Source organism: Amycolatopsis sp. DSM 110486 (assembly GCF_019468465.1).
In the GTDB taxonomy this organism is placed as follows: Bacteria; Actinomycetota; Actinomycetes; order Mycobacteriales; family Pseudonocardiaceae; genus Amycolatopsis.
This window is the reverse complement of the sequence record NZ_CP080519.1, coordinates 1,542,712-1,560,057: the sequence shown is the minus strand read 5'-3', so window position 1 is coordinate 1,560,057 and position 17,346 is coordinate 1,542,712. Positions and strand designations below refer to the sequence as shown.

Sequence of the window (17,346 nt, the reverse complement as noted above, 5' to 3'; positions counted from 1 at the left end):
GCAAGGGTGATCTTGCCGGTTCGGGGAGGGTGGTCCGGAATGGCCGGGTTGAGGACTCGTCACCGCCAACAGGTGGCCGACGAGGCGCTCGTCCGCTCGTTGTTCGAGGAGCACGGAAAGGCGATGCTCGCCTACGCCACGAGACTCCTCAACGACCGCGCGGCCGCCGAGGACGTGGTGCAGGAGGCCCTGGTGCGCGCCTGGCGCAACCCGGACAGCCTCGTCAACGGCAAGGGTTCCGTGCGCGGCTGGCTGCTGACCGTCGTCCGCAACCTGGTGATCGACAAGGTCCGCGCGCGGGACGCGCGTCCGGCGGAGGTCGCGGAGTCGCCTACGACCGTGCCGGTGGAGCACGACCACGCCGACCACGTCGTGGACTCGATGGTGGTCCTGTCGGCGCTCGAGGGCCTCTCGCCCGAGCACCGCGAAGTCCTGGAACAGATGTACCTGCACGGCCGTACGGTGACCGAGGCCGCCGAGCAGCTGGGAATCCCGGCGGGCACGGTGAAATCCCGCTCGTACTACGGGTTACGGGCATTGCGGGAGAAGTTCGCGGATCAGCGGGTGGGGGCGGCGTAGATGAGTGGGTTCAGCGACTTCCCCGACCACGCGGACCTCGCCGGCTACGTCGCCGGTGAAGTCTCCGCGGAGGAGAAGCAGACGATCGAGACGCACCTCGCCGGCTGCGCGGACTGCCGCGCGGAGGTCGAGTCGCTGCGCGAGATGCAGGAGTTCCTGGGCGAAGTGCCGCCCGAGGCACTGCTCGACGGCCCACCCGAGGGCGGCGACCTGCTGCTGCAGCGCACGCTGCGCCAGGTGCGTTCGGAAGCGCGCAGCTCGGCCGGCCGTGGCCGGTTCCTGGCCGCGACGGCCGCCGTCGTGGTCGCCGCCGCCGCGATGGGCGTCGGTGTCGTGGTGGGCAAGGCGGGTTCGCCCGCGGGCCCGGCCGTCGCCGTTCCGCCGCCGCCCGCGCCCGTGCCGACGACCGCGTCCAGCACCGTGCCCGGCACCAAGTTCCTCAGCGGCACCTCGGGCGAAACGCGGCTCACCGCGAGCATCGTCCCGGCCGCAGGCTGGGTTCGCGTCGAGGCCGCCGTGACGGGCATTCCGGCGGGCGAGAAGTGCCGCCTGATCGTGGTCAGCAAGAACGGCGACCGCGAAATCGCCGGTGGCTGGCTCGTGTCCCAGAAGGCTGTCCACGACGGTGCGGACCTCAACGGTTCCGCCCTCGTCGACCCCTCTCAGGTCGCTTCGATCGTGGTCGAGAATACCGAGGGCCGCCAGTTCGTGGAAGCGAACGTCTGACCTTCGGGCGCTTCCTGCCCCGGTCGGTGGTGTGTTCGGGCAAACCGGGGCAGGGAGTCCACTTCGGACGGTCCCGCAGCGGCCGGCGCACCGAGGTGCACCAGCTCGCCGACAGGAACGTCCCGGCCCTAGTTCCGGTACCGGAACAGGATCCGACCCCGGCTCAGGTCGTACGGGCTCAGCTCCACCAGGACCCGGTCGTACGGCACGATCTTGATGAAGTTCTTCCTGATCTTGCCGCTGATGTGGGCGAGCACGTGGTGCCCGTTCGACAGCTCGACCTTGAACCGGGCGTCGCGCAGGCACTCCACCACGGTTCCCTCGACTTCGATCCCGCCCTTACCGGCCATGGCGCACCAGCTCCAAGGTGCTGTTCGCCCGCCGGGCGCCGATGCTCTCGAACAACGCCGTCGCCGCTTCGTTGGCCTCGTTCACCTCGGCCGACGCCGCCTCGATCCCCGCCCGGTGCAGGACGCCGAGCGAGTGGGCCAGCAGCGCGCGGGCGATGCCACGGCGCCGCCGGGCAGTGCGGACGGCGACCAGCCCGATCCGGGGCAGGCGCGTCATCTGGACGACCCGGACCAGGCCCACGTACTCGCCGTCTTCGGCTGCCACGGCATACCTCGCCGGGTCCACAATGGTGTCGCCGGGCCGGACCAGTACCTCGGCCGGCATCTCCTGCCAGCCGACGCTCGCTTCGACCTCGGCGCGGACGACGCGGTCCACCTCCCGAAGCGGGCCGTCTTCGACGGTCCCGGCGGGCACGAGGGTGACGCCCGGTGGTGGGAGCGCCGGCCCGGTGACACGCGGATCGGTGGGCACGACGTACTCCCACTCGCGCCGCCGGATCGTCAAGCCGGCCTGGCGCCAGGCGGCCAGCAGTTCGTGGTCGGTTTCGTCGACCACCGTGTGGAGCGGTTCCGGCAGGGTCGTGAGCATCGTGTGGACGAGCTGGTCGAAAACCGAGCGGTGCCAGGCGTCGACGCTGAGGAAGACCCGCCCGTCGGGGCGCGTGGTGGCCTCGGCGCGGCCGGTGACCCGGTCGTCGTCCAGCGCGTGCCACAGCCTCGGTGCGACGTGGGTGATCTTCACCGCGGGTTCGCCCGCGGTGAAACGCAGAGTGTTCATGGTGGTCACCTTTCGGGAGTGGCTGATCAAGGCGCTCCCGGCAACCCCTACGTCAGTCGCCCGACCGTGACGACGAGGGGAGCACCCACATCGAAACAGCGTTCATGGGTCTCACCTCCCGGTGTCGAGTCACGGTCCCCGGAACGATAGCGGTGCGGCGTCGCCGTGCCCACCGATTTTGTCGCCGCTCAGTCGAAGCGGGTGGTGAGCCAGGTGCGGGCGTGCTGCCAGGGGTCGTCGGCGGGGTCGATCACGCGGAAGTGGTCCACGCCGGGGAGCTCGGTGAAGGTGACGTCGTCGCCGGCTTTTCGGGCGGCTTCGACGTAAACGCGGCTGTGGTCGACGGGCACGCGGACGTCGGCGTCGCCGTGGAGGATCAGCTGGGGCACGCCGATCGGCAGGCACGTGAGGGGCGAGGCGGCCGGGTCGGGGGACGGCAGGAACAGGCGAGCGGCGCCCTCGCCGAGGCCTTCGGCGGCGCTGCGGGGGACGTCGGTGATGGGGGCGAGGCCGATGACGGCGGACGGTTTCACGGACGCCGCGGCAAGGAGGGCAAGGTGACCGCCCGCGGAGTGGCCGACCGCGATCGTCGGCAGGTCCTCGGCAACGGGCACCGCGGCCATGGCGGCGAGGACGTCGTCGAGGGTCTGGGGCCAGCCGCCGGTGTCGCCGTCGATGCGGCGGTACTCGAGGTTCGCGACGAGCCAGCCGGCGGCGACGAGGTCGTCGGCGAGCGCGTCCATCAGGTGCAGGTCGCGCTGGGCGCGCCACCAGCCGCCGTGGAGCAGGAAAGCCGTGCCGCGCACGGGGTTGTCGCCGTGCAGCTCGACGAACTGGCTGGGTTCGCCGCCGTAGCGGATCGTCCTCATTTCTCCATTACATCAGGGTCGCGGGGCGGGAAGCCGATGATCGCGGCTAGCACCTCGTAGTCCGGGGCCGGCTGTTCTTCGTCCATGCCGGAGGACACGGACCCGACGTGGTGCTGGTTCACCGCAGCAGCTCGTGCACCTTCGCGAGCCCCTCGTACGAAGCGCGGTACGCCTCGTACAGCCGCGTCAGGTCCGTCTGCGGCTCGAACACGCGCTCAACGGCGACGGTCGCGGCGGCCGCCGTCTCGACGTCCGGCTGCAGCCCCACGCCGACGGCCCCCAGCAGCGCGGCCCCGAGCGCGGCGCTGTCGTGCACCCGGAGGCGTTCGACGGGGCGGCCGAGCACGTCGGCGTGCAGCTGCGTCCACAGGTCGCTGCGCGCGCCGCCGCCGGAGAACGTGAGGGAGGGCAGCCGGAAGCCGCACGCCTGCTCCACGTGCTCCAGTACGTGCCGCGCGGAGAACGCGACGCCCGTCAGCACCGCGCGCGAGAGGTCCGCGCGCGTCGCCGACGAGGTCAGCCCGAGGAAGCTGCCCCGCACGTCGGCGTCCCACAGGGGCGCGCGTTCGCCCTGCAGGTACGGCGTGAAGACGATCCCGGCCGCACCGTCGGCCGCTGAATCGAACACTTCGGGCACGGTCTGTCCCGACGCCTGGGCCCACCACCTGACGGCCTCGCCCGCGGCCTGCGTCGGACCGGCGTGGACGTAGAGGTCGCCGCGCGGCGGGAACGTCACGATGCCCTGCTGAGTGGCGCGGTGACGCGACGCACCCGCGACGACCAGCGACGTGCCGCACGAGATCATGCCGCGGCCCGGCTCCGTCGTGCGCGTGCCGAAAACCGCGCCGAACGCGTCCATCGTCCCCACGACGACGGGCGCGCCGTTGAGTTGTTTTGCCGGCCCCAACGGAGTTTCGGGCTCGAGGAGCTCCGGCAGCCGTTCACCCAGCCCGTCGACGAGGGCGACGGCCTCGGGCAGATAACCCTGGGCGCCCGCGATCCGGACGCCGGACAGCTTGTCCGTGGCCACGCGGCCGGTGAGGCGCGCACCGATGAAGTCCTTGGGGCTCAGGATCCACCGCGCCCGCGCCCACTTGTCCGGTTCGTGCTCCGCGAACCACGCCGCCCGCGCCCCGACGAACGACGCGTCCAGCGCCACCGGCCCGCCCCAGATCCGCAGCTTGTCCTCGGGGGTGAACCGCGCGTCCAGCTCCCGCGCGACGTCGGCGCACCGCTGGTCCTGCCAGATCACGGCGGGCGTCAGCGGGGTGAGGTCTTGCTTTACGAGCAGGTGCGTGTTGACCTGGCTCACGATCCCCGCCCCGCGCACGACGACGTCGGGCACTTCGGCGAGGACGGCGCTGATCGCGGTGACGCAGCCGCGCCACCAGTCCTCGGGGTCCTGCTCCGCCCAGCCGGGCCGCGGCCGGGTGATCGGGTAGGCCTCGCTGTGCACCGCGCGCGCCCGGCCGTCTGTGCCGAACGCGGCGACTTTCACGGCGGTTGTGCCGATGTCGATGCCCAGGACCACCTGGTTGTCGTTCATGGGGAGAGATGTATCAAATCCCGCTGTGGTCGTCTGGTGGGGACACTCGTTGGAGGATGCGGGGTTGTTCGTTGTGAGGGGTGGTGTCTGGTCTGGCCGGGTTGTGTGCGTGTGATCGGTCGCCTGCCAGGTCCTCGCCGTCGGCGGCGGCGATCTCCACGTGGGGCGTCGAGGGACCGGCGACGACTTTGTCGGCGACGGGACTCCTGGTCGCAGGGAACGCACCGGGGCGAATCTTCGGCCGGCCCGGTGTGCTCCTGATTCCGGCACCAGGTGAGCGCCCTTCGCCCGGCGCTGTCTTCCGGCCCAGACAGCCCGCGACGGCCAGACAGCCCCCGCCTCTCCCTGGGGTTCGAACCCGTTGCGTGGGAACAGATCGTGGTCGATTTCGCCGCGCCGCCGGAACAAGTGTGGGGCACGTGCTGCGAGACGCTCTACCCCGCCTCGACGCTGGACGACGCGCACCTCGCCGAACTGCGCGCCGAGTTCGCCGAGGCGACGCGCGGGCTGGTGACCGCAGACGGGATCCTGCCCGCGGCCGTGCCGCTCAACATCGCCCGAACGCGCCTGGCGGAGTGACGATTCGCGCTAACGTCTCGCCATGACGTCCGCCGAGGAGTTCCTGCGCAGCTACCATGACGCCCGCCCGGACGCCGCGTCCGAGCTGGCCGGGCGCGGGCGCGTGACGGGCGACGGGCGGACCGTGTACGAGGTGTTCGCAGACCGCGTCAGCACAGCCAAGGCCGTGCTCGACCTCGGCTGCGGTGACGGCGCGCTGCTCGCCGAACTCGGCAGCCGTGGGGTGCCGAAGCTGGCGGGCGTCGACCTTTCGCCCGGGCAGCTGGCGTCGGCCGGGCGCCGGCCCGAGCTGGCCGAAGCCGATCTGCGCGAAGGGCGGGCGCAGAAGCTGCCGTTCGAGGACGGCGAGTTCGACACGGTGGTGTCGTTCATGGCGTTGATGCTCATGGCCGACGTCGAGCAGGTCGTCGCCGAGGCCGCCCGGGTGCTGGCCCCGGGCGGCACGCTGGCGATCGGCGTCGGTGGTGGCGGGCGGGAGGCGATGGAGATCTTCCTCAAGGTCGCGCGGCCGCTGTTCGCCGTGGTGCCGGAGGAACGCCGGGTGCCGGCGGCCGGCGATCCTCGGACCCGTACGCGCGAAGGTCTGGACGAGCTGCTCGGCCCGGCCGGCTTCGAACCCGTCGCGTGGGACCGGATGGTCGTCGATTTCGGCGGCACGCCCGACGAGGTCTGGCAAACCTGCCACGACACCTACTACCAGATGGTCACCCTCGACGACACGCACCGGAAGGGCCTGCGCACCGCGTTCACCGTGGCCACGCGCAACCTGGTGACGCCCGAGGGCCGGCTGGCCGCGTCGGCGTGTGTCGACGTGGCCGTCACGCGGTTGCGGTGACGGCGCCGAACCAGCGAGCCAACGCCTGCTGCAGACCGGCCACGTCGGGTTCGGGATCGGACGATGCCCAAGCGACGTAGCCGTCCGGGCGAATCAGCAACGCGGTCGCTTCGATCGACGCGGCGGTGAGGGACACCGTGTCGACGCGGTCCTGAAAATCGGCTACGGCGGAGGCGAGCGAGGCGTCCGCGGTGAGGTCGACCAGGACCGGCCGCGCCGCGAGGTACGCCTTGGCGAGGGCGTCCGAAGACAGGTCCGGTGCCCAGCGGCCGACGAGCGGGTGCGGGTCGTCGCCGTAGCGGATGTCCGCGCCGGACAACAGATCCGCGAGGTGCTGGGTCACGTCCTGGTAGTCGAGGAGCTCGTCGAACAGCTCGCGCAGCGCCGTGATCTCCGGGCCGGGCGCGGTCAGTGCGCCCTGTGCCTGCGTGTGCATCACGACGCGGCGGCTGACCGGCCGGCGCTCGGCGTCGTAGGTGTCGAGGAGGCCTGCCGGTGCCCAGCCGTGGACCTCGGCGGCGAGTTTCCACGCCAGGTTCACGGCGTCCTGCAGCCCCAGGTTCAGGCCCGGCCCGCCGATCGCGGAGTGCACGTGGGCGGAGTCGCCGACCAGGAGCACGCGGCCGGCGCGGAACGTCGACGCCAGCCGCGTGTTGCCGCTGGACACCCGGCGCAGCTGGTGCGGCCCGGGGCCCGTCGGCGCGTCGAGCGGCAGATCGACGCCGAGGACTCGGCGGACGCTGGCGCGAAGCTCGTCGAGCGTCGGCGGTACTTCGTCGGGTGTTTTGGGACGGTCGCGTTCGGACGAAGCGATCAGCGGCGCCGCGTTCGGGAACGGGGCGAACACGAACAGGCCCGTCTCCGTGCGGAAGTGGCGAAACGGCGGGATGACGCCGATGCCGTCGAGGCGCAGGCCGCCGGTCGCGGGGTCGCGCAGCGAGTCCGGCACACTCGCGTGCCCGGAGTACGAAACGGCGTTGTCCCGTGTGACACCGGGGAAATCGATGCCGGCGAGCTTGCGGACGGTGCTTCGTCCGCCGTCGGCGCCGACCAGGAATCGGGTGTCCATAGTGTACTCGCCGGCGGGGCCGGTCACGGTGACGCGCACCGAGCCGTCCTGCTCGAAGCCGGTCACCGAGTGCCCGCGACGGATCTCCACGCCCAGCTCGATCGCCCGTTCCTCGAGTGCGCGTTCCAGCTCGCGCTGGGGAATCGGCAGGACGTAAACGGGATTGACCGGCAACCGCGCGAGGTCGAGGGGGAACGCGCCGAACATGTACTGCGGCGCGGGTGCCGGCTCGGCCTGGCCGGTGAGCCGATCGTAGAGGCCACGGCGGTGCAGCAGCCGCACGACCTGGCCGACGAGCCCGTTGGCACGCTGCTCCTCCCCGCGTTCCGTGAGCCGTTCCAGTACGAGCGGCCGGACTCCGGCCAGGCTGAGTTCGCACGCCAGCATGAGCCCGTTGGGCCCACCGCCGGCGATCACAACGTCGATCGCGGGCATGGTTTCTCCTTGGCGGATCGGAAAAGCTGGGAGATCAGGGAAGTGAGACGGTTACCGCGCCCAAAGCGGTGCGCAGCACCGAGCCGAAGGACACGGGTGGTTCGGCTTGCAGCCAGTGGACCGTCGCCGCGCGGATCGCGCCGCCGGCGGCGGTGGCGACTAGCACGGGGTAGAGGTCGTGGTCGACGTCGGTGCCGGTTCGGTCGGCGATCGCCTGCGCGAGTGCGATCTCGGCTGCGGCATTGGCTTTCTGGAACTCGCCCTGCAACGCGGGTTCGGCCACCATCAGCTGCACACCCTGCGTCCACAGTGGATCCGGAGTGCGCTCGGCGTGGTCGGCGCCGTCGGCCTCGAACCGGGCGAGCGCGGCTTCGGTGATGGCTGTCCACAGCGGTTCGTCGGCCGGCCGCGCGCGCAGCAGGTCGGCGATGCCCTGGGCGCGGTCGTGGTGCCGGGCCGCGATGGCCTCGGCCTTGCTGGAGAAGTAGTTGTTCACGGTGCGCGGCGAAACGCCGGCCTCGGTGGCGATGTCCTCGATGGTCACGTGCGCCAGACCGCGTTCGACGGCGAGCCGGATCGCGGCCCAGGAGATCGCTGAGCGCGTTTCCTGGCGGCGCCGTTCACGCAGGCTCGGTCGTTCGATCATGCCCCCAAGCTAGCGCAAACTTGCGCATCACGCAAAGTCTGCGTAATGCGCAAGTTCGGTGGGTACAGAAAAGCCCAGGGTCACGTGACCCTGGGCTTTCCCGAACTCAGTCCTTGACGCCCTTCACGGCGTCCTTGACCTTGTCGGCGGCCTGCTTCAAGTTGCTCTTGCCCTGCTCCGCCTTGCCTTCGGCCTGCCACTGCTCGTTGCCGGTGGCGTCGCCGACGGCCTCCTTGGCTCGGCCCTTGAGCTCTTCCGCCTTGTTCTCGGCCTTGTCGGTCATGGTGTCGCCTCCCTTGTCGGCTGCCCACCGGCTACCCGGCTTCGGGGAAGCCAAACACGGGACTCAGGCGTTGCGAAGGCCGGCGAGCGCGTTGCTCCACGCCTCGACCTGGTCGAGCGTGGTGTTGAGGTAGCCGGTGTGCATCTCGGCCGGCTTGAACGTCGACATGTTCTCGAAGTCGGTGAACAGCGACAGCGCGACCTGGCTCGTCACGTGGGCGACCTGCAGGTTGCTCAGCACGAGGCGCAGCTGCTCCACGGCGCGAACACCCTGGTTGGCCCCGTAGCTGATGAAGCCGGCGGCCTTGTTGTTCCACTCGGCGCCCAGGAAGTCGATGGCGTTCTTCAGCGGGCCCGGGATGGCGTGGTTGTACTCCGCGGTCACGAAGACGTAGCCGTCGAACTCGGCGATCTTCTCGGCCCAGCGCTTGGTGTGCGCCTGCGCGTACTGGCCCATGGCCGGCGGCAGCGGCTCGTCGAGGTGCGGGAGCTCGTAGTCGAGGAGGTCGAGGAGCTCGTACTCGGCGGTGCCGCGCTGCTTCGCGATGTCGAGGGCCCACTTCGCCACGGCTTCGCCGTTGCGGCCCGGACGGGTGCTGCCGAGGATGATCGCAATCTTGGTCATGTCCGACTTTCCTGGTTCGAGGGGACGGTCATCGGATCAGTCGCACTGGTCAGGGCTTGATCCAGAGGTGTTTGATGACGCGTCCGCAATTTAGTCTCAGCTCTGCGGACGTGTCAACAAACCGGGGGTGAGGGCCATTCCCACGGCCGGGTGAATCAGCAGTACCTTGTGCGTGCCGTCGCCCACTCCCAGGAGCGAATCGTGACCACTTCACAGGACAGCTATCCGCTCGTGATCAGCGGCGGCCGCGTGCTCGACCCAGAGAGCGGCTTCGACGCGGTGGCCGACGTCGGGATCACCGGCGGCACCGTAAGTGTGGTATCCGCAACACCGCTTCGCGGCGAGCAGACGATCGACGCGACCGGCCTCGTAGTCGCGCCCGGGTTCGTCGATCTGCACAGCCACGGCCAGGCGATTCCCGAGCAACGGCTGCAGGCGCTCGACGGCGTCACCACGGCGCTGGAGCTGGAGGCCGGCATCACGCCGGTCGGCGCGGCGTATGCGCGGGCTGCCGCGGAGGGCCGGCCGATCAACTATGGCTACTCGACGTCGTGGGCGCTGGCGCGCATGGCCGTGCTCGCGGGCGCGCCGCTCGACGGCCCGCCCGACACGGTGCTCACGCACCTGGGCGTGCCCGCGTGGCGCGCCGAGGCGTCGGCGGCCGAGCGTGCGCGGATCTTTGAGCACCTGTCCCGGGACTTGGCCGACGGCGCGCTGGGCATCGGCGTGCTCGCCGGCTACGCGCCGCACCTCGACCCGGCCGAGTTCGTCGCCGTGGCGGAGCTGGCCGCCGAGGCCGGGCTGCCCGCGTTCACGCACGCGCGCCCGCTCGTGGAAGCCGACCCGGACGTGCCCGTCGACGGCGCCGAGGAGATCGCGCGCGTCGCGGGGCAAACCGGCGTGCACCTGCACTATTGCCACGTGAACAGCACGTCGGGGCGCCAGGTCGACCGCGTGCTCGGGCTCGTGGAGCGCTGCCGGATGGAAGGCGCCGAGGTGACCACCGAGGCCTATCCCTACGGCGCCGGCTCGACGGCCATCGGCGCGGCGTTCCTGGCCCCGGAAGTCCTGGCGCGCCAAGGCATCCGGCCCGACTCGCTCGTGCTCGTCGGCACGGGGGAGCGCATCGCGGACGCCGCGCGCCTCGCCGAGGTCCGTGCGAGCACGCCGGGCGCGCTCGCGCTGCTGCACTTCCTTGACGAGGACGACCCGGCGCTGGAGCGCGCCCTGCTCTTCGAAGGCACCGCCATCGCGAGCGACGCCATGCCGCTGACGTGGACGGGTGGGCGGCCGGACCCCCTGACGTGGCCGCTGCCGCCGGGTGCGCTCGGCCACCCGCGTGGCGCGGGCACCTTCTCTCGCGCCATCCGCCGGCTCTACCGCGAAAGCGGGAAGCTGACGTTGTCCGAAGCGGTCGCGCGCTGCTCGCTGCTGCCCGCGCAGGTCCTGGACGAAGCCGTGCCTGCCCTGCGGCGCAAGGGCCGCCTGCGCGCCGGCAGCGATGCCGACGTGGTGGCGTTCGACCCCGCGCGGATCGCCGACCAGGCGTCCTATGTGGACGGAACGCGACCCTCGGTGGGGATCGAGCACGTGCTCGTGAACGGCACCCCGGTGGTCCGCGCCGGCTCCATCGTGCCCGACGCATTGCCCGGCAAGCCTGTTCGCGCCTGACTCAGGCGGCTTTGTTCCTGCGCAACGCCACCGTGGTGGCGATCGTGGCCGCCGCGAGCACGAGGAACACGATCGCGGCCCCCGTCCGGTCCAGCGTCAGGTTCCCGAAGAAGCCGATCAGCAGCGCAACGGTGAGGGGCGCCCACATGGCGGGTGGTCCTTTCTCGCGGTAATGCTTGTCAAAGCTAAGCTTTACCGTACGACGGACCGGGTGTTTTGCGCATGATCAAGTCGCGCAAGGAAAACGTCAATTCCTGATCAGTGCCGCCCGCCACGGTTCGGGTACTGGACCGGAATACTCGACACGTTCGGCGCCGGTGAACGTCGCCAGCTCCGCGATCGCGCGCCGGACAGCGGTACCCGCGCGGGCCGGCGCGCCGGGTTCGGCGTAGACGCCTTCGAGTTCGAGCACCCCGCGCCCGCGATCCATCCGCGGGGCGACGCGGCCGATCAGACGATCGCCGTGGAGGCGGGGGCTTGTCCGGTGGTGGAAGGCTCGCGGCGCGGGTTGGGGGCCGCGAGAGCGCGACACGCGGGCGGTGAAATTCACAGGGGAATGCGGGTGCTGCTCGGCGGGGGCGCTGGGCGTGCAAGTGCGGTGTCAAGGGGATGAGTGGTGCCGCAGGTCAGTTCGGCGGGTGATCGGAGCGGCGACGGAGACGGTGGAAAAGGGTTACTGTGGCGGCGTTGTCGCACTTCCACACACCGCACAAAGGACTGTCCACATGCGTCTGTCAACCCGCAACCAGCTCGTCGGCACCGTGTCGGCCGTGAAGCCCGGCGCGGTCATGACCGTGGTCACGGTCCAGCTCGACGGCGGCCAGTCCGTCACCGCCTCGATCACCAAGGACGCCGCCGAGGAGTTGGAGCTCGAGGTCGGCAAGCCGGTGACCGCGCTGGTGAAGTCGACGGAGGTCATGCTCGGCGTCGAGTGACCCTTCGGTAGCTGCCGGCCCGGGCCCGCTGACCAGCGGGTTCGGGCTTTTTGGTGCCCGGGGCCGATGGTGCGTGCTAGGGTCGTTTCATGCCGCAACGAAATGAAAGAGCTGATCTGGCCCGCGCGGTCATGGAGCTCATCGACGCCGGCCACCGCCGGATCTCGCGGCACCTCGACCTGACCCGGGTGCGCGTGCTGGGCACCGTCGCGGCACGGCAGCCCGTGCGGCCGAACGCGATCGCGGCCGAGCTGGGGCTGACGGCGTCGGCGACCAGCCGGCACCTGGCTGCACTGGAGGAAGCCGGGCAGATTGCGGTGGAGCCGGACCCGGTGGACTCGCGGACGTTCCTGGTGCGGCAGACCGAAAGCGGCCGCGCCGACGCCGAGGCCACGGTCGCCGTCGGGGCGGCGGTGTTCGCCGACGTGATCTCCGACTGGTCGGACGAAGACGTCGCAAAAGCGCGGGAGTTGATCACCCGGCTGAACCAGGCCTGGGCGACGCGCGGTGACGCGGCGTCGGCGGCTCAGCGAGGGGCTGGGCCGCGGTGGCGGAGGAAGCGGCAACCGATCGAGGGGGAGGATCAAGAATGACTGCGATAGCTCCGGCCCGAGTGCCCACCGTCGTTCAAGTTTCGCGGGTGCTGCTGGTCATCGTGGCAGTGGGCCACGTCGTGGTGCCGCTGGTGATGTGGGCGCGGGAAGCGGTGCTGCGCAACGAGATCGTGGCCGCGCATCCGGAGTTCGGTGCGGCCGAGGTGGCGCGCTCGGCCGACATCGCGGTCGGGTCGGCGGTGGTGTTCCACGTGGTGCTGCTGGTGTTGTGCCTGGTGCCGGCGTGGAAGTTGGGCGGCGGGCGGCCGTGGGTGCGCCGGCTGGTCACCGTCTCGCAGCCGCTGGGGTTGGTGTTCAGCGTGTTCTCGTGGTCGTCCTCGGCGATGTTCCACGCGGTCATCCCGGTGGTCGGGTTGCTGCAGATTGCCTCCGTGGTCCTGTTGTGGGTGCCGGCGGGCCGGGAGTTCTTCGCCGGTCGCCGGTAGCGAAGAGTGACCCCTTCCAGTTCGGAGGGGGTTGACAAGGACTAAGACGACCGGTCATATTCATCGAGTGGCGCGGGAGCCGCGCCACCCAGGGACCGGATCGGAGTGAACGGACAATGAGCGACTTGCTGGACATCGCCGTCGAGGCGCACGGTGGGCTGAAGCGCTGGAACGAGCTCAACAGCGTGACCGCGCACCTGAGCAACGGCGGGGTCGTGTTCCCGCTGAAGGGCCAAGCCGGGCTGCTCGACGACATCACCGTCCGCGTCGACCTGCACCGACAGTTCACGAGCCACGCGCCGTTCGGCGGGCCCGGGCTGCGCACGGCGTTCCGCGGTGAGCACGTGGCGATCGAGAACGAGGCCGGCGAAGTCGTGGAGGAGCGCGACAACACCCGCGCGTCCTTCGCCGGCCACACGTTGGAGTCGCAGTGGGACCGGCTGCAGACGGCGTACTTCGCGGGCTACGCGATGTGGACCTACCTGACCACGCCGTTCACGCTCACGCGCCCCGGCTTCCGCACCGAGGAGCTCGAGCCGTGGCAGGAGGACGGCGAGACGTGGCGCCGCCTGCGTGTGGAGTTCCCCGACGACCTCACCACGCACAACAAGGTGCAGACGTTCTACTTCGACGCCGACGGCCTCATCCGCCGCCACGACTACGACGCCGAGGTGGTCGCCGGCGGCCTCGCGGCGCACTACTCGTCGGAGCACCGCGAGGTCGACGGCATCGTGGTTCCGACCAAGCGCCGCGTCTACCCCGTCGGGGAGGACGGCAGGCCGGTCCCGGAACCGCTGCTGGTGTCGATCGACCTCAGTGAGATCACGTTCGCCTGAGGAACACTACAAGCCGCGCAGGAGCCGCAGCGGTGATTCCACGCAGTCCGCGATGAAGCGCAGGAACCCGCCCGCCGTGCCGCCGTCGCAGACGCGGTGGTCGAACGCCAGCGTCAGCTCGGTGATCTTGCGCGGCACGACCTGGCCGTCGACGATCCACGGGCGGTCGATGATCCGGCCGATCCCGAGGATCGCGACCTCGGGGTGGTTGATGATGGCGGCGGAACCGTCGACGCCGAACACGCCGTAGTTGTTGATGGTGAACGTGCCGCCCGTGAGCTCGGCGGGGGCGAGCGAGCCGGAGCGGGCCCGCTCGGTGCGCTCGGCGAGAGCGCCGGAGAGCTGTTCCACGGACAGATCGTGCGCGCCGGGCACGACGGGGACCACGAGGCCGCGGTCGGTCTGCGCGGCGAACCCGAGGTGCACGGCCGAGGGGATCACGATCTCGTCGCCGTCGAGGTGCGCGTTGAGCTCGGGGAAGCGACGCAGGCCTTCGACGGTGAACTTGGCCAGCAGCGCGAGCAGGCTGATCTTCGGGGCTGCGGCGTCGGCGTTGAGGGCGGCGCGGGTTTCGAGCAGGGCCGTCGCGTCGACGTCGACCCACACCGTGGCCTCGGGGATCTCGCGGCGCGAGCGGGTGAGCTTGTCGGCGACGGTCTTGCGGACGCCGCGCAACGGGATCCGGCGTTCGTCAGAGGTGGCAGGAACAACAGGCTCGACGGTCGCCGCGATTGCTCGCTCGACGTCGGCCCGGCTGATGATCCCGTCGGTACCCGAACCGGCGAGCGCGTGAATGTCCACACCGGACTGCTTGGCGAGCTTCCGCACCAGCGGTGACACCACGCGCAAGCGCTCGTTCACCGGCCGCGGCGCAGACGCGACCGCAGCCTCGGGACGCCGAGTGCCCCGAGCACGACGGGTCCGCCGCGCCTGAGCCGTGCCGGTGCCGTACCCGATCAGGACATTGCCACTGCCCTCCGAAGAAACAGGCGTAGGCGTCACCACTCCAGGCTCGAGAAACGCCGGCGCCTCCTCCACCGTGATCAGCGGACTTCCGACGGTCAGCACGTCGCCGGCCGCGCCATGCAGCGTCGCGACGCGGCCCGCGAACGGCACCGGTACCTCGACGCTCGCCTTGGCCGTCTCGACCTCCACCACCGTCTGGTCGACGGTCACGGTGTCGCCCACCGTCACGTGCCACGCGACGATCTCGGCCTCCGTCAGGCCCTCGCCCAGGTCGGGCAGCTTGAAGACGGCCATCACGCACCTCCGCCCGCGAGCGGGGTCGCGTCGTCCCACTGCAGCCGCTCGATCGCGTCGAGCACTCGGTCGACGTTCGGCAGGTGGTGCTTCTCCAGGTTCGGGGCGGGGTAAGGGATGTCGAACCCGCCGACGCGCAGCACGGGCGCCTCCAGGTAGTGGAAGCACGTCTCCGACAGCTGGGCCGCGACCTCGGCGCCATAGCCGCAGAACCGGCTCGCCTCGTGCACCACGACCGCACGCCCGGTGCGCCGGACCGAAGCGGCGACCGTCTCGAGGTCGAACGGCGCGAGGCTGCGCAGGTCGATCACCTCCGCGCTGTAGCCCTCTTCCTCGGCCGCCGCGGCGGCTTCCAGGGTCGTGCCGAGGGCGCCGCCGTAGGAGATCAGCGTAACGTCGGTGCCGGGGCGCCGGACGACCGCGCGGTCCAGAGTGGACGATCGGTGGTCGAGCCGCGCGGTCTCCTTCTCCCAGTACCGCCGCTTGGGCTCCAGGAAGATCACCGGGTCCGGGCTGTCGATCGCCTGGCGCAGCAGCGCGTATGCGTCGGCAGGTGAAGCCGGCGTGACGACGCGCAGGCCCGCCGTGTGCGTGTAGTAGACCTCGGAGGAGTCGCAATGGTGCTCGACGCCGCCGATGCCGCCGCCGTAGGGGATCCGGATCACGATGGGCAGCTCGACGGCGCCGCGCGTGCGGTTGCGCAGCTTGGCGAGGTGGCTGGTGATCTGCTCGAACGCCGGGTAGGCGAACGCGTCGAACTGCATCTCCACCACGGGCCGCAGGCCGTTCATCGCCATGCCGATGGCCGTGCCGACGATGCCCGACTCGGCGAGCGGGGTGTCGAACACGCGCGTCTCGCCGAAGCGGGCGGCGAGCCCGTCGGTGACGCGGAAGACGCCGCCGAGCGTGCCGACGTCCTCCCCGAACACGAGCACGCGCTCGTCCTCGGCCAGCGCGTCGGCCAGGGCGCGGTTGAGCGCGCCCGCCATGGTGACGGTGTCCGGTTCGGCAGAAGCGTCCGAAGTGGACTCCAGGGTCGCGGTCATTCTTCGGCTCCGAAGGAGAGTTCGGCGGTGAAGTCTTCGGCCTGGCGGCGCAACGCGGCCGTCGGCTCGGCGTACACGTGGCGGAACAGGTCCGCCGGGTCGAGCACGGTGTCCACGTTCATGCGCTCGCGCAACGACGCGGCTTCGGCCTCGGCGCGTACGGCGATTTCCTCGCGCGCCACGTCGTCGAGCAGGCCGCGGTCGGTGAGGTAACGCTCGAGCCGCGCGATCGGGTCGCGGGTGAGCCAGGCCTCGACCTCGGCGCGGTCGCGGTAGCGCGTGGCGTCGTCGGCGTTGGTGTGCGACTCGATGCGGTAGGTGAGGGCCTCGATCAACGTCGGCCCGCCGCCCGCAGCGGCGCGCGCGACGGCCTGCTCCACCACGGCGTGCACGGCGGCCGCGTCGTTGCCGTCCACCAGCACCGACGGCATGCCGTAGCCCACGCCCTTGTGCGCGAGCGAAGGCGCCGCGGTCTGCTTCGAGAGTGGGACGCTGATGGCGTAACCGTTGTTCTGCACCAGGAACACCACCGGCGACTGCCACACGGCCGCGAAGTTCAGCGCCTCGTGGGTGTCGCCCTCGCTGGTGGCGCCGTCGCCGAGCAGCACGAGCGCGACGGTGTCCTCGCCCTTGGTCTTGGCGGCGTGCGCGAACCCGACAGCGTGCAGCGTGTTCGTGGCCAGCGGCGTGCACTGGGGCGCGACGTTGGCGCGGTACGGGTCATAGCCGCAGTGCCAGTCGCCGCGCAGCAGCGTGAGCACCTCGACCGGGTCGACGCCGCGCGCGACCACGGCCATCGAGTCGCGGTAGGTCGGGAAGAGCCAGTCCTGCGGACGCAGCGCGAGGATCGAGCCGATCTCGCCGGCCTCCTGGCCGCGCGCGGACGGGTACACGGCGAGGCGGCCCTGCTTGGTCAGGGCGGTGGCCTGCGCGTCGAAGCGGCGGCCCGACACCATCGCGCGGTGCAGGCGCAGCAGCACGTCGTCGGCAGGCATCTCCAGGGCGGCGTCGGCGACGGGTGCGCCGTCGGCGGTGATGAGGCCCAGGGGCTCGTCGCTCGGGAGGAAGAACGACGCGGCGGTGCGTTCCGTGGTGGTCACCGGCAGCTCCGATCGACGGGGGACAGAGGAAGACGTCTAACGCCGATCTTCGCTCCACGCCGATCAGGGATCCAGGTATCGACGGCAAGTGTGGAACAATGGCTCAACCGGCCGAGAAGAGCCGGATGATTGGCTTCGAG

General features: G+C 70.9%; 23 protein-coding genes. 9 read left to right on the top strand and 14 right to left on the bottom strand.

The features are described 5' to 3' along the window. Positions 1-39 precede the first annotated feature (39 nt). Positions 40-579 (top strand): sigma-70 family RNA polymerase sigma factor, encoded by a 540-nt coding sequence (locus K1T34_RS07430; protein WP_220243543.1) that lies wholly within the window; start codon positions 40-42, stop codon positions 577-579. Next, positions 580-1,305: an anti-sigma factor gene (locus K1T34_RS07425; RefSeq protein WP_220243542.1), complete on the top strand. Its 726-nt coding sequence runs from the start codon at positions 580-582 to the stop codon at positions 1,303-1,305. Between the two features lie 128 nt (positions 1,306-1,433). Here K1T34_RS07425 and infA read toward each other — a convergent pair whose 3' ends face one another. The 5 genes from infA to K1T34_RS07405 all read right to left on the bottom strand — a co-directional run bounded on the left by infA (position 1,434) and on the right by K1T34_RS07405 (position 4,848). Next, on the bottom strand, positions 1,434-1,655 hold the full coding sequence (gene infA, locus K1T34_RS07420; protein ID WP_220243541.1) for a translation initiation factor IF-1: 222 nt from the start codon (positions 1,653-1,655) through the stop codon (positions 1,434-1,436). Continuing rightward, complete coding sequence (locus tag K1T34_RS07415) at positions 1,645-2,433, bottom strand: GNAT family N-acetyltransferase (RefSeq protein ID WP_220243540.1); 789 nt, start codon at positions 2,431-2,433, stop codon at positions 1,645-1,647. The genes infA and K1T34_RS07415 overlap by 11 nt, the downstream gene beginning before the upstream one ends. Before the next feature lie 188 nt (positions 2,434-2,621). Continuing rightward, complete coding sequence (locus tag K1T34_RS07410) at positions 2,622-3,302, bottom strand: S9 family peptidase (RefSeq protein WP_220243539.1); 681 nt, start codon at positions 3,300-3,302, stop codon at positions 2,622-2,624. Next, positions 3,299-3,424 carry a hypothetical protein gene (locus K1T34_RS53140; RefSeq protein WP_255638380.1) on the bottom strand — a complete coding sequence of 42 codons (126 nt, stop codon included), beginning with the start codon at positions 3,422-3,424 and terminating at the stop codon, positions 3,299-3,301. Before K1T34_RS53140 ends, K1T34_RS07410 begins: the two co-directional genes overlap by 4 nt. Beyond that, complete coding sequence (locus tag K1T34_RS07405) at positions 3,421-4,848, bottom strand: FGGY-family carbohydrate kinase (RefSeq protein ID WP_220243538.1); 1,428 nt, start codon at positions 4,846-4,848, stop codon at positions 3,421-3,423. Before K1T34_RS07405 ends, K1T34_RS53140 begins: the two co-directional genes overlap by 4 nt. A gap of 378 nt (positions 4,849-5,226) precedes the next feature. Between K1T34_RS07405 and K1T34_RS07400 the strand changes: the two genes are divergently transcribed. After that, positions 5,227-5,427, top strand: coding sequence for a hypothetical protein (locus K1T34_RS07400; RefSeq protein ID WP_220243537.1), 201 nt, complete (start codon positions 5,227-5,229; stop codon positions 5,425-5,427). A 22-nt stretch (positions 5,428-5,449) separates the two neighbouring features. Next, positions 5,450-6,262, top strand: a complete 813-nt coding sequence (locus K1T34_RS07395; RefSeq protein WP_220243536.1) for a class I SAM-dependent methyltransferase — start codon at positions 5,450-5,452, stop codon at positions 6,260-6,262. Here K1T34_RS07395 and K1T34_RS07390 read toward each other — a convergent pair. The 4 genes from K1T34_RS07390 to K1T34_RS07375 form a co-directional block, all read right to left on the bottom strand. Further along, a complete protein-coding gene (locus tag K1T34_RS07390) occupies positions 6,246-7,766 on the bottom strand; it encodes an FAD-dependent monooxygenase (RefSeq protein WP_220243535.1) in 1,521 nt (506 codons plus the stop codon). The genes K1T34_RS07395 and K1T34_RS07390 overlap by 17 nt on opposite strands. Positions 7,767-7,800: 34 nt before the next feature. Further along, complete coding sequence (locus K1T34_RS07385) at positions 7,801-8,412, bottom strand: TetR family transcriptional regulator (protein WP_220243534.1); 612 nt, start codon at positions 8,410-8,412, stop codon at positions 7,801-7,803. 106 nt (positions 8,413-8,518) lie between these two features. Further along, positions 8,519-8,695: a CsbD family protein gene (locus tag K1T34_RS07380; protein WP_220243533.1), complete on the bottom strand. Its 177-nt coding sequence runs from the start codon at positions 8,693-8,695 to the stop codon at positions 8,519-8,521. Between the two features lie 63 nt (positions 8,696-8,758). Next, positions 8,759-9,319 carry an NADPH-dependent FMN reductase gene (locus K1T34_RS07375; RefSeq protein WP_220243532.1) on the bottom strand — a complete coding sequence of 187 codons (561 nt, stop codon included), beginning with the start codon at positions 9,317-9,319 and terminating at the stop codon, positions 8,759-8,761. Between the two features lie 168 nt (positions 9,320-9,487). Between K1T34_RS07375 and K1T34_RS07370 the strand changes: the two genes are divergently transcribed. Further along, positions 9,488-10,990 (top strand): amidohydrolase family protein, encoded by a 1,503-nt coding sequence (locus K1T34_RS07370; RefSeq protein WP_220243531.1) that lies wholly within the window; start codon positions 9,488-9,490, stop codon positions 10,988-10,990. A 1-nt stretch (position 10,991) separates the two neighbouring features. On the opposite strand, the gene K1T34_RS07365 is transcribed toward K1T34_RS07370, so the two are convergent. Together K1T34_RS07365 and K1T34_RS54620 are read right to left on the bottom strand one after the other, a co-directional pair. Next, entirely contained in the window at positions 10,992-11,138 is a 147-nt protein-coding gene (locus K1T34_RS07365; RefSeq protein WP_220243530.1) for a hypothetical protein, read from the bottom strand. A gap of 99 nt (positions 11,139-11,237) precedes the next feature. Continuing rightward, entirely contained in the window at positions 11,238-11,402 is a 165-nt protein-coding gene (locus tag K1T34_RS54620) for a hypothetical protein (protein ID WP_360589575.1), read from the bottom strand. Between the two features lie 313 nt (positions 11,403-11,715). On the opposite strand from K1T34_RS54620, the gene K1T34_RS07355 reads away from it, so the two are divergent. The 4 genes from K1T34_RS07355 (at position 11,716) to K1T34_RS07340 (ending at position 13,800) form a co-directional block, all read left to right on the top strand. Then, positions 11,716-11,925, top strand: coding sequence for a molybdopterin-binding protein (locus tag K1T34_RS07355; RefSeq protein ID WP_220243528.1), 210 nt, complete (start codon positions 11,716-11,718; stop codon positions 11,923-11,925). An 89-nt stretch (positions 11,926-12,014) separates the two neighbouring features. Continuing rightward, complete coding sequence (locus K1T34_RS07350) at positions 12,015-12,518, top strand: MarR family winged helix-turn-helix transcriptional regulator (protein WP_220243527.1); 504 nt, start codon at positions 12,015-12,017, stop codon at positions 12,516-12,518. Continuing rightward, positions 12,515-12,964, top strand: a complete 450-nt coding sequence (locus K1T34_RS07345) for a hypothetical protein (RefSeq protein WP_220243526.1) — start codon at positions 12,515-12,517, stop codon at positions 12,962-12,964. Before K1T34_RS07350 ends, K1T34_RS07345 begins: the two co-directional genes overlap by 4 nt. A gap of 116 nt (positions 12,965-13,080) precedes the next feature. Then, positions 13,081-13,800 carry a hypothetical protein gene (locus K1T34_RS07340; RefSeq protein ID WP_220243525.1) on the top strand — a complete coding sequence of 240 codons (720 nt, stop codon included), beginning with the start codon at positions 13,081-13,083 and terminating at the stop codon, positions 13,798-13,800. Positions 13,801-13,806: 6 nt separating this feature from the next. Here K1T34_RS07340 and K1T34_RS07335 read toward each other — a convergent pair whose 3' ends face one another. From K1T34_RS07335 to pdhA, 3 genes are read right to left on the bottom strand one after another with little or no spacing between them, the layout of a single operon-like run. After that, positions 13,807-15,060, bottom strand: a complete 1,254-nt coding sequence (locus K1T34_RS07335; RefSeq protein WP_220243524.1) for a dihydrolipoamide acetyltransferase family protein — start codon at positions 15,058-15,060, stop codon at positions 13,807-13,809. Then, the gene (locus tag K1T34_RS07330; RefSeq protein WP_255638378.1) at positions 15,060-16,106 is read right to left on the bottom strand and encodes an alpha-ketoacid dehydrogenase subunit beta; all 1,047 of its coding nucleotides are present in this window, start codon (positions 16,104-16,106) and stop codon (positions 15,060-15,062) included. The genes K1T34_RS07335 and K1T34_RS07330 overlap by 1 nt, the downstream gene beginning before the upstream one ends. Continuing rightward, the gene (pdhA, locus tag K1T34_RS07325; protein WP_220243523.1) at positions 16,103-17,206 is read right to left on the bottom strand and encodes a pyruvate dehydrogenase (acetyl-transferring) E1 component subunit alpha; all 1,104 of its coding nucleotides are present in this window, start codon (positions 17,204-17,206) and stop codon (positions 16,103-16,105) included. Before pdhA ends, K1T34_RS07330 begins: the two co-directional genes overlap by 4 nt. Positions 17,207-17,346: the final 140 nt, after the last annotated feature.